The following is a 14,102-nucleotide window of genomic DNA, read 5'->3' as shown; positions in this document are numbered from 1 at the left end:
AGCACGAACGGCGTAGTGGCAGCTGAACGCGGCCACGACGTGTAGCCCGGTGGACGGGTCCGTGATCGGCGGTCGCATCGGGGCGGTCCGCCACCGACAGGGAGGATGACCGTGGACACCAGGCGACCGACCAGCGCCGACGTCGCGCGGGTGGCCGGCGTCTCGCGCGCCACCGTCAGCTACGTCCTCAACGGCTCGACGCGTCAGTCGATCCCCGAGTCGACCCGGGCCCGGGTCCGCGCCGCGGCCGAGTCGCTCGGCTACACCCCGAACCCGGCCGCGCGGGCGCTGCGTTCCGGGCGCTCCACCGTCGTGCTCTTCGTCGTGCGGCACACCCCGTACGGCAGCAACGTGGGCCTGGCGACCGCGCGGCTCGCGGAGCGGGCCGCCGAGCGTGGGCTGACGCTGCTGGTCTGGCAGTCCGGCCCCGGCCAGCCGCTGGCGGGGGCGATCACGCATCTGCAGCCGCGCGTCGTCATGTCGTTCTACCCGCTGCCCGACGCAGACCTGGGCGCGCTGGCCGCCCACCACATCCCCTACGCGTGCACCGCGGGCTCCGAGACGATGTCCCGCCGCGAGGACGAGGTCTCAGCGCTGCAGGTCGGCTACCTCGCCGACCGGGGCACCGCCGGCTCGGCTACCTGATGGCCAGCGGCGCCAACGTGGCCACCTGGGCCGAGCCGCGCAGGGAGGGTTTCCTCACCGCGTGCGAGGAGCGCGACCTGCCGGTCCCGCGGATCGCCGCGGTGGAACTGCCGCCCGCCGGGACGGCTGCGGATGCGGCCGCGATCCTGCGCGAGTGGCGCACAGGCGAGGACCCCGTGACGGCCGTCGGCGCCTACAACGACGCCGTCGCCGCGCTGGTGCTGGCCGCCGCCCGCGAGCTGGGACTCGTCGTGCCGCGCGACCTCGCCGTGATCGGGGTGGACGACGAGGCGTACGCGACGCTGCTCGACCCCCCGCTGAGCACGATCCGGGTCCCGATGGACGAGCGGGCCGACGAACTGTTCGACACCGCGATGCGCCTCACCGGTGACGAGGTGGCTCCCCTCGAGCCCGACCCGTTGTCGTTGTTCGTGATCCCCCGCGGCACCGCCTGAGGGGCCGTCAACGCGACGCGAGCGCGACCCGGACGGCCTCGCCGAGCGAATCGGCGAAGGCGGTGGGCTCGGTGACGGACGCGGTCCAGGCCCGACCCCTGCTGAGGTAGACCGACGCGATACCGGCGGCGTGCGCGCCCGCGATGTCGGCCTCCGCGGAGTCGCCGACCATCCAGGCCCCGTCGAGGCTCTGCCCGGCCCGCTCGGCCGCGACGGTGAAGATTCGCGGGTCGGGCTTGGTGAAGCCCACGCCCTCCGACACGACCCAGCCGTCCACGAGCCGGTCCAGCCCGAGCGTGTGGATCTTCGCCTCCTGCTGGGCGACGACGCCGTTGGTCACGATGAACGGGGTCCAGCCCGCCCCGCGGGCGGCCGCGAGCGCCGCCTCGGCGTCCGGGACCAGGGTCAGGTGTTCGACGACGCCGGCGCGCAGGGTGGTGATGATGGCGTCCTGCTCGTCTTGGCCCAGTCCGAGCAGCGAGGTGATCGCCGCCGCCACCCCGGGCTTGTGGTGGAGGCCGTCGCCGTCGGCGACGACCATCTCCTCCAGCAGGTCGGGGGAGTCGCCGCGTTCGGCGAGGTAGGACGCGGCCCAGGTGCGGAACGCCCCGGCGCGGTCGACGAGGGTGTTATCGAGATCGAGCAGGAGCAGCGGCATGCCCGCCAGCCTAGGGTGCCGCGTCGAGGTCCCGCTCGGCGGCCCGGAGGGCGGCCTCCGCGCGCGCCCGCTCGTCGGTCGCCTCCCGCTCGGTTCGCAGCGCCGCCTCGAGCGTCCGGCTGGCCTCGCCGAGCTGGGATGCGGAGGCCTGCAGCCGCTCCTGCGCGGCCTTCAGCGCCCGCTCGGCGGCCTCGACGGCCTCGCTCGCCCGTGCCCGGGCGGTCGCGGCCGCGGTGGTGTCGCGCGTCGCGGCGGCCACGCGGGAGTCGAGTTGGGTCAGCGTCGCCCGCGCGCTGTTGCGGCGACGCTCCAGGTCCGCGCGGGCCTCGGCGCGGGCTTGTTCCTCGGGGTCGGGCCCCTCCTCGGCCTCCTCGGGGGCCTCGGCGGGCACAGGCGGACCCTCGCCCGTGGCGGAGGTCTCCGGCGCGGCGCCGGCCGGTTCGCCGTCCGCGGGGGAGCCCGCGCCCGGCTCGGCGACGGGCAGGTCGGCCGCCATCGCCGCCAGGGCGGCGCTCACGTCCACCTCGCCGAAGCCCGCGTAGCTCAGGGAGCGCTCGAGGCGTCCGGACGCCAGCGCGTCGGCGGCCGCGGGGTCGGCCAGCGCGGCCCGCAGCGTCCCCCGGAGTTCCTCCAGCCCGGCGGCGCTCGCGGTGATCCCCAGCGCGCCCAGGTGGGCGGCCAAGTCCCGCACGACGCGGTCCTCGAGGGCGGCGCGGCGGCCGCCCAGTTCCCCGACGCGCCGCAGGTCGAGCCGGGCCTGCGCCTCGCGGATCTCGGCCCCCAGCCCCAGCCATTCCCGCAGCGACATCAGGGACGCCCGGGCGGCCACGTTCGCGTACCAGGCTCCGACGCTCGGGCGCCGCAGCCCCTTGATGGCCGCGGCGGCGTCGCGCTCGCCGGCCGCCCGGACGCGCTTGGCCAGCGCGTCCCGCCCGGCGACGAAGGCGGCCGGATCGCCCGCGTACAGCGCGTCGACCTCGTCCGCCCAGCCGGTCAGTCCCACTCCCACTGCAGGCTGTAGACCCCGGGCTTGGCGTCCACCCAGATCGACTGCGCCTGGTGGCCGTTCTGGGGGATCACCGAAGGGTGGGTGAGCGGCTGGTCCATCGCGCTCTGGAAGCCGGCGACGACGCGGGCGGGCGTCGCGCCCGGGCTGAACGTGACGCACAACCCGAGGGTGCGGACGGCGTCCGAGACGGCTCGCTGCGTCCGGAAGGAGGGGGTCGTGGTGCGGCCGTAGGTGATCCGGTACTCGGCGAGGAAGTGCTCGCCGCGCTGCATGGGGCGCGGCGCCACCATCTCGGCGACGAGCAACCGCCGCTCGGGCACCTCCACGACCTCCCCGACGGTGCACCCGAACAGCGCCTCGATCTGCGGGGTGGTCTCGGTGTCGGCGTCCTGCTCCAGCACCACGGCCCACCGGTGCATCCCCTGCCGTTCGACCCGCCAGACCACCTGGCTGTGCTGGGTCGCCTCGGACTTGTCGGCGCGCACGTGCACGTGGTCCAGCATCGAGACCCGCGTGATGCGCCCCTGCATCTCGATGCCCAGGTCCTCGATGATCTGCGTCGCGAGGTCGCGGACGGGCAGCACCGTCTGCCACTCGAACAGCTCGCGGCGCGTCCGGCCGTCCGCGGTGTGGGTGAGCTGGGTGAGGTGGCCGGGTTCGAGGTTGAGGATCCGCTCCAGTTCCACGAGCGTGTGGTAGCTGCGGGAACGCGTGGGCAGCGACCGCCCCGACTGCCAGTACGAGAGCGTCGCGATGCTCACCGGGACGCCCGCGGCGTCCAGGCGCATGCGGATCCGCTCCAGCGACAGACCGCGCTGCTGGATCGCCTCGGTCAGGACCTCCGAGAAGGTAGGCGGAACATCGGCCATCACAGCATTGTGGCATCCCGGCGGCGCGGGCACGCCACCGGGAACCGATCAGGGGGACGGCACGCGCTCCAGCGCGGCGACGAGATGGCGGGTCAGCCCCTGCCCGACGGCGTCCATGAAGGTCTCCACATCCAGTCGATCGCCGCGCAGGCGGAACGACCGCACGATGCGCGCGACGGTCTTGGCCGAGGGGGTGTTGGTCACCGTCGCGTCGGTGGACAGCACGAGCGTCTGGTCGTCCTCGACGCGGAAGGACCCCGTGCCGGATTCGGCCTGGCCGGTGGGCAGCGCGGCGACGATCTCGAGCAGCCCGGGGCCGGGCGAGCGGAGGTAGCCCGACTCGGTGTGGCGGGGCTCGTCGTTCATGCGGGTCCGCTGCACGAACCCGACGAACGGCTTGCCCGAGTGGCTGAAGACCCACTCGTCGGCGTAGTCGAAGTCGTCGATGGTCGGGTAGGAGCCGTGGCCCCGGCCGCGCCAGGTCCCGATCAGTCCGCCGAGCGCCTCGGTGTGGGGATGCAGTTCCATGCCGCCATCATGGCCCGCGCCGCGCCCGTTGTCAGGCGCGGCGCCGGACGCCTCAGGCGCGGTTGACCAGGCCCAGCTCGTACGCGCGCACGACGGCCTTCAGGCGCGAGGTGACGTTGAGCTTCATCATGATCGCCGACACGTGCGTCTTGACCGTGGACTCCGTCACGTGGAGCTCCGAGGCGATCTCGGTGTTGCTGTAGGCGGCGCACAGCAGTTGCAGGACGTGGAGTTCGCGCGGGCTCAGGCCCAGGTCGGCGGGCGGCTCGGGCTTGGGGCGCTTCTGGTTCAGCAGCAGGCTCGTGATGGGCCCGGGGGAGACCACCGAGCTGCCCTCCATGACGGCACGGATCGCGTCGATGAGGCCGCGCGGAGAGGTGTCCTTGAGCAGGAAGCCGTTGGCGCCGGCCTGCAGCGCCTCGCGGACCGCGTCGTCCTCGTCGAAGGAGGTGATGACGAGGATCTTGATGTCCGGGAGCGCCCGGCGCAGCGCCTCGGTGGCACGGATGCCGTCCAGCTTGGGCATCCGGACGTCGGTGATGACGACGTCCACCGGCGCGTTGACGATGACCTCGACGGCCTGGGCGCCGTCGGTGCACTCGTGCACCACATGGAAGCCGGGGGTTGCGGACACGTAGGAGACCAGTGCCGACCGGACAATGGCGTCGTCGTCGACGATCGCGACGGTGACGGGCGGCCTCATAGCGCCATTATTCCCCCAACGGAAGCTGGGCGCGCACGATCCAGGTGCCCGACGCCTCCGTGGCTTCCAGTTCGCCCCCGAGCGCCTCGACGCGTTCCGCCGCGCCGAGCAGTCCCAACCCCTCGTCCGAGATCGGCAGTTGGGGGTCGACCCGGTTGGTGAACACCGCCTCCACCCAGGCCGCATCGCTTTCGATCAGCAGCCGGCAGGGGCCCGGGGCGGCGTGCTTGACCATGTTGGAGGTGGCCTCCACGATCAGCTTGCCCAGTGTCTCGCGCACCGACTCGGGCAGCGAGTCCAGGTCGTCGGGGGCGCTGACCTGCAGCGCGAGGCCGTGGGCGGCGAGCTCAGCCACGCGCTCGACGATCACGTCGGACACCTTGACCAGCCGCCACATGCTGACCTCGCCGGTGTCGAGCGCCGGGTCGTTGCGGCGCAGCGTCTCCATCATGCCGCGCAGGTCGCGGACCGAGCGCCTCCCGGTGGTGATGATGAAGTCGAGGTCCGCCTGCAACTCCGGGTCGGTCGCGCGCAGCTTCATCTGCTCGGCCCGCATGATCATCGTCGTGGTGGAGTAGGCCACGGTGTCGTGCAGGTCGTGCGCGATGCCGCGGCGCTGCTGGCGCAACGCGTCGACCCGGAGCCCGGCCTGCGCGCGGGTCTCCCGGCGCAGCCGGTCGACCGTGTGGCTGGCGAACCGGGTGAGAGCGATGAGGATGGCCCACAGCATGGCGCTGTCCAACTGCTGCCGGAGCTCGCCGCTGATGGGGACGGTGAGGACGACGAGCAGCACGAAGTAGCCGACGCTCGCGATGTTGCACAGCCGAGCGTGGCCGCGGACGCCGGTGGAGATGAGCGGGACGAAGGCGGCGAGCGCGCTGAACCGGAGGAACTCCAGGGGGTTCAGCAGCATGAGCAGCAGTCCGACGGCCGCCCCGATGACGCCGGCGCGGGGCCACCGGCCCACGATGCCCGCCGACATCGACATCACGACGTTGATCGCGAACTCGGTGCCGCGCACCCCCACGCCGTTGGACCCGAAGACCTCGAAGTACAGGAACAGCACCGTGGCCACCACGGCCTCCGGGAAGCCGCTCGCGCCCAGGCGTGCCAGCCAGCCGGGAAGCTGGCCGCGCCAGCGGCGCAGTGGCGGGGCTTGCATGGCGGCAGTGTCTCACGGTCACGCCGAACCCGTACTTTCGTACCGGTCGGGTTGGGACTTTCGCCCGATGTGGACGCGGAGGGGTCGTGGCTAGGCTGGCGTTGCTCCCACACCCCAAGCCAAGGAGTGTCCCGTGTCGATCAAGTCCGACGTCGTCGTCGTCATCGCGGTGGTGGCCGGCGCGCTGATCGGTGGACTGATCGGGATGTTCATCGGCTCTGCCCGGACCATCGGGGTCGTGGGAGCGCTACTAGGGCTCGTGCTGGGTTGTCTGCTGACCGCCATTCCCCCCGTGCGGAGCGGACCCCCGCGAGCCCCGGCCGGCACCGCGTGCGGTGACGGCTGCGGCGGGGCACCCCTGAGGCGAGTCGGGGGTGCCCCGCCCTTACACTGCGTCGGCCGATCCTCTGCGTCGCCCCGTACGCTGCGTCGACCCGCGCGGCCAGTCGGACCGCGCGGCCCCAGCCTCGGCGACGCCCGGCAACGCTCCGCACCAGGCGCGACCTGCCGCGTTGGGGGAGGGGTGGGTGCCGGCCGCGAGGGTTCGCCTCGCCGCGCGGGGACGTCCTCGAGCCCCGACGTGGACGACGCCGGGGCTCGATGTCTGGGGTGGGCAGACGGACTTGTTACGTCCTGGGCGGGCACATGATGGGGAACATCTTGCAGAACCAGTCGGGCGCCAAGGGCTGCATGCCGACCAGGGAAACACCGCCGGCAAGGACGAACATGGCGGTCACTGACGCGATCGCAGCCTTCATGTGTTCCTCCTCTTGGCCGAGCAGCACTGCCGTGCCTGCCTCAGTAGACACCCTAAGCGCTGTTATGGATCCCGTACATCGGCAGAAAGTGCCAATTCCCACTCATCCTTTAGTCGGAGTCAGCGCGGGAGAAGCGCTTGTCAGCGGGCCCTCACGGCACTCCGCAGCCGCTTGAGGCCCAGGCCGATGCCCTCGCCCAGGTACCCGAACGCCACGTAGGCCAGGGCGTAAGGCAGCGCGGTCTCGTTGTAGGCCACCAGCGCCGCGGGCAGGAAGGCGATCCCGAAGAGCAGGGGCGCCGTCGCGCTGAAGCCGTGGCGCCAGGCGTACACCGCCCCCACGACGATCACCGCCAGCGGGTTGACCAGCACCAGGCTCGCGATCGCCGAATACATGAGGTCGTCGTCGGTGATGGTGCCGCCGTACTTCAGCCAGGAGTTCACGATGGGCAGCATGAAGATCGCGGCCAGGATGAGGGCGTACTTCATCGGTGTGCCGATGGTGAAGAAGGGTCTGCGCGGCGCCTCGGACATGCCCTCAGCCTAGGGGTCAGTCGTCCACGAGGACGCGTCCGAGGAAGTCTTCGACGCGCTCGTTGAGGCGGCGGATCCGCGCCTCGGGATCGAGCGTCTCCGGCAGCATGCCGCCGCCGAACGCCCGCCGCAGACCGCGCAGGTACAGCGAGCAGGAGAGGTCCGCGCAGATGTAGGTCCCGACGGTGTTGTGGTTGCGGCCGGCCCGCCCCGCCCGGTTGGCGACCATCAGCAGCGCGCCCTGGCTCTTGTGCTGGGTGTAGCACAGGCTGCACAGCGCGCGGCGTCCCTGCGGCCGGTTCTTCGGGAGGCGCAGCACCGCGCCGACCAAGCCGAAGGACGTGTCGGCGACGAGGTACCCCCGCTCGGGCAGCGCCGGGTCGGTCCAGCCGAAGTAGTCGAGGGAGTCCCACAGCGTGGCGTCGAACCACCAGGGCAGGTCGAGGCGCTCGAGCTCGGCGTCCGTGGCGTTGACGAAGCAGCCGCGCACCCCGTCCTCGGTGAGCGCCTTCATGCGACGGTTCTACCCCACGGGACAAGCGGCGGGACGGATTTGGCGGGGCGAGCCGCCCGTCAGCGCGGCGGGCGGAGCACCACGGCCTGCCCGGGACGCGCCTGCGCCAGCAGGTCGCAGGACGCCTCGGTGACCACCCCGATCACCGGGTAGCCGCCCGTCACCGGGTGATCCGGCCCGAAGACGACCGGCTGGCCGCTGCCCGGCAGCTGGATGGCACCGCGCACGACGCCCTCGCTCGGCAGCTCGACCCCGACGAACTCCGGGCGACGCGCCAGGGGCGTCCCGGCCAAGCGGACGCCGACTCGGTCGGCCTGGTCCGTGACCCGCCAGGGGCCGCCCAGCGCGTCCAGATCGGCGAGCCAGTGGCTGCGGGGCCCGGGCAGCACCTCCAGGACGAGCACCTCGGCGTCGGCGTGCAGCGGCGGCGCCTGCGGGTGCAGGGTCTCGACGGCGGGCTGCTCGCCCACCGGGACGCGGTCGCCGGGGCGCAGCGGCGCGGGCCCCAGGCCCGAGAGCGTGTCGGTGCTGCGGCCGCCCAGGACCTCGTCGGTGACGCAGCCGCCCGAGACGGCCACGTAGCTGCGCAGCCCAGCAGCCGGCGTCCCGAGGGCGAGGGTGTCGCCCGCAGTGAGGTAGAGCACGACGGCGTGTGGGACCGGGGCGCCGTTGAGCGTGGCGGGCGCGTGCGCGCCGGTGACCGCGAGCGCGAGGGAGTCGGTCGCGGTGAGGGCCAGGCCGCCCAGGACCGTCTCGATCGCCGCGGCGTCCTGGGGGTTGCCCACGAGGCGGTTCGCCAGGCGCAGCGCGCCCCGGTCGGCCGCGCCCGACCCGGTGACCCCCACGTGCGCCCATCCGGGACGACCGCCGTCCTGGATAGTGGCGAGCGGGCCGGTGCGGAGCACCTCCAGCGAGCGCGCAGCCGTCGCGGGCGTGGGGGCGGCGACGGGCGGCGCGGGCGCGAGGGCGTCCACCGCCCGGAACCGGACGCGGGTCCCGGGGGTGAGCAGGGCGGGGTCGGGGCGGGCGGCGTCCCAGAGGAGGGCGTCGGTGGTGCCGATCAGCTGCCAGCCGCCCGGCGAGCTGCGCGGGTAGACCCCGGAGAACGCCCCGGCCAGGCCGACCGATCCCGCCGGGACGCTGGTGCGGGGCTCGGTCTTGCGGGGCACCTCCAGCCGCGGATCGCCGCCGACCAGGTAGGCGAAGCCGGGGGCGAACCCCCGAACGCGACCCGCCAGGGCGTCGACATGTGGGCCGCCACGACGCCGTCGGCGTCCAGCCCGGTGAGCCCGGCGACCTCGGCCAGGTCGGGGCCGTCGTAGCGGACGTCGAGGACGACCTCGGCGCCGTCGTCCCAGTCGGTCGCGGCCGGCGGGTGGGCGAGCAGGGCCGCGACCGCGGCGGCGGCGTCCGGGAGCTGGGACGCCGCGGCGACGACGAGCAAAACGGTGCGGGCGCCCAGCACCAGGTCCTCCGTCCCGGCAGGCCGGGCGCCGTCCAGGGTGCGGTACAGCGCGAGCGCCGCGGTGAGGTCGTCGAGTTCGGCGAGGACGGCCCGCTCGCCGCAGGGCAGCAGCCGACCGGTCACGGCGCGAAGGGGGCGACGGTGACGCCCGCCGCGGCGAGGGCGTCGCGGACGGCGGCCGCGAGCCGGGCCGCCCCGGGCGTGTCGCCGTGGACGCACAGCGAGGCGGGGTCGACCCGGACGACCGATCCGTCCTGCGCGACGACGGTGCCCTCGGTCGCGAACCGGACGGCCCGGGCGACGACCTCGGCCTCGTCGTGCACGACGGCCCCGGGCTCCCGGCGCGACACCAGCGTGCCCGCGGGGGTGTACGCGCGGTCCGCGAACGCCTCGATGACCGGCCGCAGTCCGGCGCGCTCGGCCTCGCGCAGCACCGCCGAGCCGGGCAGGCCCAGCACGGGCAGCGTCGGGTCGAAGGCGGCGACCGCCTCCACGACGGCCCGCGCCTGCGCCTCGTGGTGGACGATCGCGTTGTAGAGGGCGCCGTGTGGCTTCACGTAGGCGACGCGGGTGCCCGCCGCCCGGCAGGCGGCCTCGAGGGCACCCAGCTGGTAGAGGACGTCGGCGGCCAGTTCGTCCGGCGCGACGTCGAGGAAGCGGCGGCCGAAGCCGGCCAGGTCGCGGTAGGCGGGATGGGCCCCGACCGTGACGCCGCGGGCGGCGGCGGCCGCGGCGGTGCGGCGCATGGTCAGCGGGTCACCGGCGTGGAAGCCGCAGGCGACGTTCGCGGAGGTGACGACGTCCAGCAGGTCGGCGTCGGCGCCCATCGTCCAGGCTCCGAACGACTCACCCAGGTCGGCGTGGAGGTCGATGTTCACCGCTCCAGCATCCCTCAGCCGCGGGCGTCCTACCAGCGCCAGCCGGAGGAGGAGAGCTGGCGGTCGACCTCGGGGGCGATCGTGCGGACGTACGTGCGCGTGGGATGGACGGCGTCCATGTAGACGTGGACGTTGCCGATGATGGGCACGCACTCGCCGCCGGGGCAGAAGTAGTCGGTCAGGTCGATGGGGTGGAACGCTCCCGAGCCGCGGACCGAGCTCGCCAGCCCGCGGTTGAGTTCGGCCTCCCCGAACATGCCCCGCGTCGGGACCGTGCACTGCTCCTCGCTCCGCTCGTGCAGGCAGGCGGGTGGATCCCAGGGCAGGCGGGGGGCGTCCCGGAACCCGATCACGGCGATGCCGGCGCCCGTCAGGTCGCCGATGAGGCCCTCGACGCCGGGGGTGCGCTTCTCGCGCTGCCCCGGGTCGATCTGGGTGGTGTTGGTGACGACGGCCGCCGGGTGCAACGCCACGAGGTAGTCCCGCAGTTCGACGTTCCAGTCCAGGCAGCCCTCCCACGTGGTGGTGGTGTCCAGCGGGCAGCCCGACTTGATGATCGACACGATCGTGTAGCCGTTGGCCTCGGCGAGCGGCAGGTAGGACCCGATCATCTGCTGCGTGCGGGAGTTGCCCACCGCCACGATCACCTTGCCCGGTTCCCCCGTGGCCGTCTGCCGGCAGGCCGCCGCCAGGCTGGGGTCGGTCGGCTTGTAGGGCCCCTTGCACGACAGGTCGTCGATGTTGCCCCAGTCCCACTTGATGTCCTCGGGCAGCGGGATGGGCGGCGCGTCCGGGTCCTGCGGACCGGAGGAGGACCCGAGCAGCACCGCCGCGCCGGGGTTGTTGAGGGCGGCGCCGGCGAGGATCCGGGCGGTCTGTCGGTCCAGCGCGGACTGGATCAGGAGCGACGGCGTGACCCCCACCGCGACGGCCAGCGCGATCACCAGGACCGCCCGGCCGGGGAGCAGCGCCAGACTGCGGGAGAAGCGGATCGGCGCGTCGACGTAGCGGGTCAGCAGCGACCCGGCGCGCACCGACAGTGCGATCAGGATCAGTCCCTCGATGGCCCCGGCGCGGCTGGCGTCCTGCACGACCAGCAGGGTGATGAGCAGGGGCCAGTGCACCAGGTAGACGCCGTAGGACATGTCGCCGAGCTTGCTGAGGGGACGCCCCGCGAGGAGGTGGTCCACCCCCAGCGGCTGCCCGTGTGGCCGGCGGCGATGATCAGGCAGGCCGACAGCAGCGGCCACAGCGCGATCCACCCGGGGAAGGAGCCCTCCACCGTGACGAGCAGCCCGCAGCTCAGCATGCCGACCAGACCCACCCAGCCGGCGACCACCCGCGCCGCGCGCACGGGCCCGCGGCGTCCGGGCAGGCCAGGGCCGAAGCCGTACGCCCGCTCCAGCAGGGGCAGCCCGATGGCGAGCTGCGAGCCGAGGGCGAACTCCCACAGGCGGGTGAAGCTGCTGAAGTAGGCGTGCGCCTGGACGGTGGCCGTCTCCCGGATGGACCAGCCCAGGGACGCGACGAAGACGGCGCCGAACAGGACGGCGAGCGTGCGCCGCGTCTCCCAGCCGTATCGGCGGATCAGCCAGCGGGCGCCCAGGAACAGCAGCGGCCACACGACGAAGACCTGACCCTGGATCGACAGCGACCAGAAGTGCTGCAGGGGGCTGGCCAGGGAGCGATCGGCCGCGTAGTAGTCGATCGCGGCGGCGGCGAGGTGCCAGTTCTCGGTGTACAGGGTGGACGCGATCGCCTGGTTCAGGATCTCCCGCCAGCGGTAGGCGGGGAAGAACAGGTAGGTCAGGAGCAGGACGCCCGCGATCGTGACGACGGCCGGCGGCAGCAGGCGCTTGAAGGCCTTGATCCAGTAGCGCCCGATCCGCAGCGGCGCACCCGACTCGAGCTTCGCCGCGAACGAGCCGGTGAGCAGGAAAGCGGAGATGAGGAGGAAGACGTCCACCCCTCCGCTGACCCGGTCGAGGAAGACGTGGTAGACGACGACCATCCCGATCGCGACGGCGCGCAGCCCCTGCAGTTCGGGACGGTGGCCCGGACGCATGGTGATCGCCGCGTCCGGCAGGCGCTTCTGCGGCGCGGGGATCGGAGCGGTCGGCAGCGTTCGAGGGGAAGCGGGCTGCATGGGTCGGTCGTACCTCTTCGTCACGACTGGGAACTGCCCCAGCACGCCTGACGGTAGCCATCGCCCGCAGTCGCGCCGCGACCGACACGCGCCCGTCACGGCCTGGGTCACCCCCGGGGGACGGGCGCCGACCACCCCCGACGGTCCGCCTCCGGCCCCGGGAGAACTGATCGTCGTCGGGGGTTGACCCTCACACGGTGGGAGGGGGCAGGGTCGTGCCATGACCGATGACCCACAGGCCCCCGCGGGGCGCAGATGACGATCGGGGAGTTCTCCGCCCGGACGCGGATCAGCGTGCGGATGCTGCGGCACTACGACGAGCACGGCGTCCTGGCGCCGGCGTCGGTGGACGCGGCGTCCGGCTACCGGCGCTACGCCCCGTCCCAGGTGACCGACGCCGTCGACCTGCGCAACCTCCGCGACGTCGGCCTGGGCGTCTCCGCCATCGGGGCCCTGCTCGCGGCCCGCGGCACCCCCACGTTCGAGCGGTCGCTGCTGTTGCAGCGCGCCGTGCTCGTGGACGAGGCCGCCGCCGCCACGCAGCGCCTCCACCTCATCGATTCCCTGCTGGACCACCTGAAGGAGACCACCATGTCCACCATCGACGTCACCCTGAAGTCGCTGCCCGCCACGCGCCTGGCCACCTACCGCAGCGTCATCCCGTCCTACCAGGCCGAGGGCGTCCTCTGGGACGCGCTCATGCCCGCCCTGCAGGCCCAGGGCATCGCGCCCACCGGGACGGGCGGCTGCATCGAGCACGACCAGGAGTACAAGGAGTCCGACGTGGAGGAGTCCGCGTTCGTCGAGGTCGCGCCCGGGACCGCCGTGGCCGCCCCGCTCGTCGGCCTCGACGTTCCCGCCCGGGACGTCGTCGTCGCGCGCGTCCAGGGCCCCTACGCGGAGGCGATCCCGCAGGGGCACGGCAGCATCGCCGCCTTCATGACCGAGCACGGCCTGCGCCCGGCCTGGACGGCCGACGACCCCGCCAGCCACGTGTTCAACCTGTACCTGAACGACCCGTCGCAGGCGGCCCCGGCCGACTACCTCACCGACGTGTGCGTGCCGGTGCACCGCTGACGTGCAACGCGTCGACGCCCGCCTCCCGGAGCAGGGGAGGCGGGCGTCGTCGGGTCGGTGGACCCGAGGCCGACGGGGTCGGTGGTCAGCCGACCTGCGCCAGCAGTTCGGTGATCCGGCCCGGGCCCAGGATGCCGACCTGGGTGGACCGGATGATGCCGTCGGAGTCGATGAACCAGTGCACCGGGATCCCGCTGACGCCCCAGGCGGACGCCAGGGCCTTCTTCGGGTCCGGCACGTGGTCGTAGGTCAGGCCGAGCGAGGAGGCGAACGGCTCGATGGCCGTCCGGTCCTCGCCCAGGTACACCGCGATGATCTGGACGCCCTGCTCCTGCGCCGCGTGCGCGGCCTGGATGTCGGGCGCCTCGACGCGGCACGGGGCGCACCACGTGGCGCCGAAGTTCAGCCACACCGGCCGGCCGCGCAGCTGCGACAGGGTGATCGTGCGGCCGTCGGTCGTCGTGGCGGTGAAGTCGGGCGCCATCGTGCCCACCCGGGGCGCGGTGGCGGCGCCGTCCACCTGGACGCCGGCGTAGTTGCCCTCGGCGCCGCCGGTCATCACCGGGCGGGTCATCCACCAGCCGCCGCCCAGCACGATGGCGGCGACGACGGCGATGACCAGCAGGGTCCGCCCGCGCGTGCCGGCGGGGTTCTCGACGGTGACCTGCGGGCGCGGGGCCGTGGGAGCGCTCATACCGATCC

At 73.5% G+C, this 14,102-nt stretch carries 17 protein-coding genes and 1 pseudogene; 3 read left to right on the top strand and 15 right to left on the bottom strand.

Annotated features, from left to right (window positions below; genetic code table 11):
- Positions 1-111 precede the first annotated feature (111 nt).
- Entirely contained in the window at positions 112-645 is a 534-nt protein-coding gene (locus G7070_RS06540; protein WP_246227452.1) for a LacI family DNA-binding transcriptional regulator, read from the top strand.
- The gene (locus tag G7070_RS06535) at positions 645-1,100 is read left to right on the top strand and encodes a substrate-binding domain-containing protein (protein WP_166232912.1); all 456 of its coding nucleotides are present in this window, start codon (positions 645-647) and stop codon (positions 1,098-1,100) included. The genes G7070_RS06540 and G7070_RS06535 overlap by 1 nt, the downstream gene beginning before the upstream one ends.
- 7 nt (positions 1,101-1,107) lie before the next feature.
- On the opposite strand, the gene G7070_RS06530 is transcribed toward G7070_RS06535, so the two are convergent.
- The 14 genes and pseudogenes from G7070_RS06530 to G7070_RS18490 form a co-directional block, all read right to left on the bottom strand.
- The gene (locus G7070_RS06530; protein WP_166232910.1) at positions 1,108-1,758 is read right to left on the bottom strand and encodes an HAD family hydrolase; all 651 of its coding nucleotides are present in this window, start codon (positions 1,756-1,758) and stop codon (positions 1,108-1,110) included.
- Positions 1,759-1,768: 10 nt separating this feature from the next.
- Positions 1,769-2,767, bottom strand: a complete 999-nt coding sequence (locus G7070_RS06525; RefSeq protein ID WP_166232908.1) for a hypothetical protein — start codon at positions 2,765-2,767, stop codon at positions 1,769-1,771.
- Positions 2,752-3,636, bottom strand: coding sequence for a hypothetical protein (locus G7070_RS06520; protein ID WP_166232906.1), 885 nt, complete (start codon positions 3,634-3,636; stop codon positions 2,752-2,754). Before G7070_RS06520 ends, G7070_RS06525 begins: the two co-directional genes overlap by 16 nt.
- Before the next feature lie 48 nt (positions 3,637-3,684).
- Positions 3,685-4,164, bottom strand: coding sequence for a heme-binding beta-barrel domain-containing protein (locus G7070_RS06515; RefSeq protein WP_166232904.1), 480 nt, complete (start codon positions 4,162-4,164; stop codon positions 3,685-3,687).
- A gap of 52 nt (positions 4,165-4,216) precedes the next feature.
- Positions 4,217-4,867, bottom strand: coding sequence for a response regulator transcription factor (locus G7070_RS06510; RefSeq protein ID WP_166232901.1), 651 nt, complete (start codon positions 4,865-4,867; stop codon positions 4,217-4,219).
- Between the two features lie 7 nt (positions 4,868-4,874).
- Positions 4,875-6,029, bottom strand: a complete 1,155-nt coding sequence (locus G7070_RS06505) for a sensor histidine kinase (protein WP_166232899.1) — start codon at positions 6,027-6,029, stop codon at positions 4,875-4,877.
- Positions 6,030-6,655: 626 nt separating this feature from the next.
- Positions 6,656-6,787 carry a hypothetical protein gene (locus G7070_RS19400; RefSeq protein ID WP_284690957.1) on the bottom strand — a complete coding sequence of 44 codons (132 nt, stop codon included), beginning with the start codon at positions 6,785-6,787 and terminating at the stop codon, positions 6,656-6,658.
- A 140-nt stretch (positions 6,788-6,927) separates the two neighbouring features.
- Entirely contained in the window at positions 6,928-7,320 is a 393-nt protein-coding gene (locus tag G7070_RS06500) for a DUF2651 family protein (RefSeq protein WP_166232897.1), read from the bottom strand.
- Between the two features lie 16 nt (positions 7,321-7,336).
- A complete protein-coding gene (locus G7070_RS06495) occupies positions 7,337-7,834 on the bottom strand; it encodes an FBP domain-containing protein (protein ID WP_166232895.1) in 498 nt (165 codons plus the stop codon).
- 59 nt (positions 7,835-7,893) lie between these two features.
- Positions 7,894-8,739 carry a 5-oxoprolinase subunit C family protein gene (locus G7070_RS18500; protein ID WP_246227740.1) on the bottom strand — a complete coding sequence of 282 codons (846 nt, stop codon included), beginning with the start codon at positions 8,737-8,739 and terminating at the stop codon, positions 7,894-7,896.
- A 159-nt stretch (positions 8,740-8,898) separates the two neighbouring features.
- Positions 8,899-9,422: pseudogene (locus G7070_RS18495) on the bottom strand (5-oxoprolinase subunit B family protein); the annotation flags it as partial.
- Positions 9,419-10,171, bottom strand: coding sequence for a LamB/YcsF family protein (locus G7070_RS06485; protein WP_206080095.1), 753 nt, complete (start codon positions 10,169-10,171; stop codon positions 9,419-9,421). The gene G7070_RS06485 and the pseudogene G7070_RS18495, both read right to left, overlap by 4 nt.
- A 35-nt stretch (positions 10,172-10,206) precedes the next feature.
- Complete coding sequence (locus G7070_RS06480; protein ID WP_246227727.1) at positions 10,207-11,322, bottom strand: SGNH hydrolase domain-containing protein; 1,116 nt, start codon at positions 11,320-11,322, stop codon at positions 10,207-10,209.
- Entirely contained in the window at positions 11,229-12,323 is a 1,095-nt protein-coding gene (locus G7070_RS18490) for an acyltransferase family protein (RefSeq protein ID WP_246227450.1), read from the bottom strand. Before G7070_RS18490 ends, G7070_RS06480 begins: the two co-directional genes overlap by 94 nt.
- 255 nt (positions 12,324-12,578) lie before the next feature.
- Between G7070_RS18490 and G7070_RS06475 the strand changes: the two genes are divergently transcribed.
- Complete coding sequence (locus G7070_RS06475; RefSeq protein WP_166232889.1) at positions 12,579-13,400, top strand: MerR family transcriptional regulator; 822 nt, start codon at positions 12,579-12,581, stop codon at positions 13,398-13,400.
- An 85-nt stretch (positions 13,401-13,485) separates the two neighbouring features.
- On the opposite strand, the gene G7070_RS06470 is transcribed toward G7070_RS06475, so the two are convergent.
- Positions 13,486-14,094: a TlpA family protein disulfide reductase gene (locus tag G7070_RS06470; protein ID WP_166232887.1), complete on the bottom strand. Its 609-nt coding sequence runs from the start codon at positions 14,092-14,094 to the stop codon at positions 13,486-13,488.
- Positions 14,095-14,102: the final 8 nt, after the last annotated feature.

It is taken from the genome of Propioniciclava coleopterorum (genome assembly GCF_011393335.1).
Taxonomy (GTDB): Bacteria; Actinomycetota; Actinomycetes; order Propionibacteriales; family Propionibacteriaceae; genus Propioniciclava; species Propioniciclava coleopterorum.
The sequence above is the reverse complement of the archived record's forward strand: the minus strand, read 5'-3'. Positions and strand labels throughout refer to the sequence as shown.

Coding starts and splice junctions, on each gene's coding strand:
- G7070_RS06530 (WP_166232910.1), bottom strand. CDS start 1,758: ATGCCGCTGCTCCTGCTCGATCTCGATAACACCCTCGTCGACCGCGCC.
- G7070_RS06505 (WP_166232899.1), bottom strand. CDS start 6,029: ATGCAAGCCCCGCCACTGCGCCGCTGGCGCGGCCAGCTTCCCGGCTGG.
- G7070_RS06470 (WP_166232887.1), bottom strand. CDS start 14,094: ATGAGCGCTCCCACGGCCCCGCGCCCGCAGGTCACCGTCGAGAACCCC.
- G7070_RS06480 (WP_246227727.1), bottom strand. CDS start 11,322: ATGTCCTACGGCGTCTACCTGGTGCACTGGCCCCTGCTCATCACCCTG.
- G7070_RS06495 (WP_166232895.1), bottom strand. CDS start 7,834: ATGAAGGCGCTCACCGAGGACGGGGTGCGCGGCTGCTTCGTCAACGCC.
- G7070_RS06515 (WP_166232904.1), bottom strand. CDS start 4,164: ATGGAACTGCATCCCCACACCGAGGCGCTCGGCGGACTGATCGGGACC.
- G7070_RS06475 (WP_166232889.1), top strand. CDS start 12,579: ATGACGATCGGGGAGTTCTCCGCCCGGACGCGGATCAGCGTGCGGATG.
- G7070_RS06500 (WP_166232897.1), bottom strand. CDS start 7,320: ATGTCCGAGGCGCCGCGCAGACCCTTCTTCACCATCGGCACACCGATG.
- G7070_RS06510 (WP_166232901.1), bottom strand. CDS start 4,867: ATGAGGCCGCCCGTCACCGTCGCGATCGTCGACGACGACGCCATTGTC.
- G7070_RS19400 (WP_284690957.1), bottom strand. CDS start 6,787: ATGAAGGCTGCGATCGCGTCAGTGACCGCCATGTTCGTCCTTGCCGGC.
- G7070_RS06535 (WP_166232912.1), top strand. CDS start 645: ATGGCCAGCGGCGCCAACGTGGCCACCTGGGCCGAGCCGCGCAGGGAG.
- G7070_RS18490 (WP_246227450.1), bottom strand. CDS start 12,323: ATGCAGCCCGCTTCCCCTCGAACGCTGCCGACCGCTCCGATCCCCGCG.
- G7070_RS06520 (WP_166232906.1), bottom strand. CDS start 3,636: ATGGCCGATGTTCCGCCTACCTTCTCGGAGGTCCTGACCGAGGCGATC.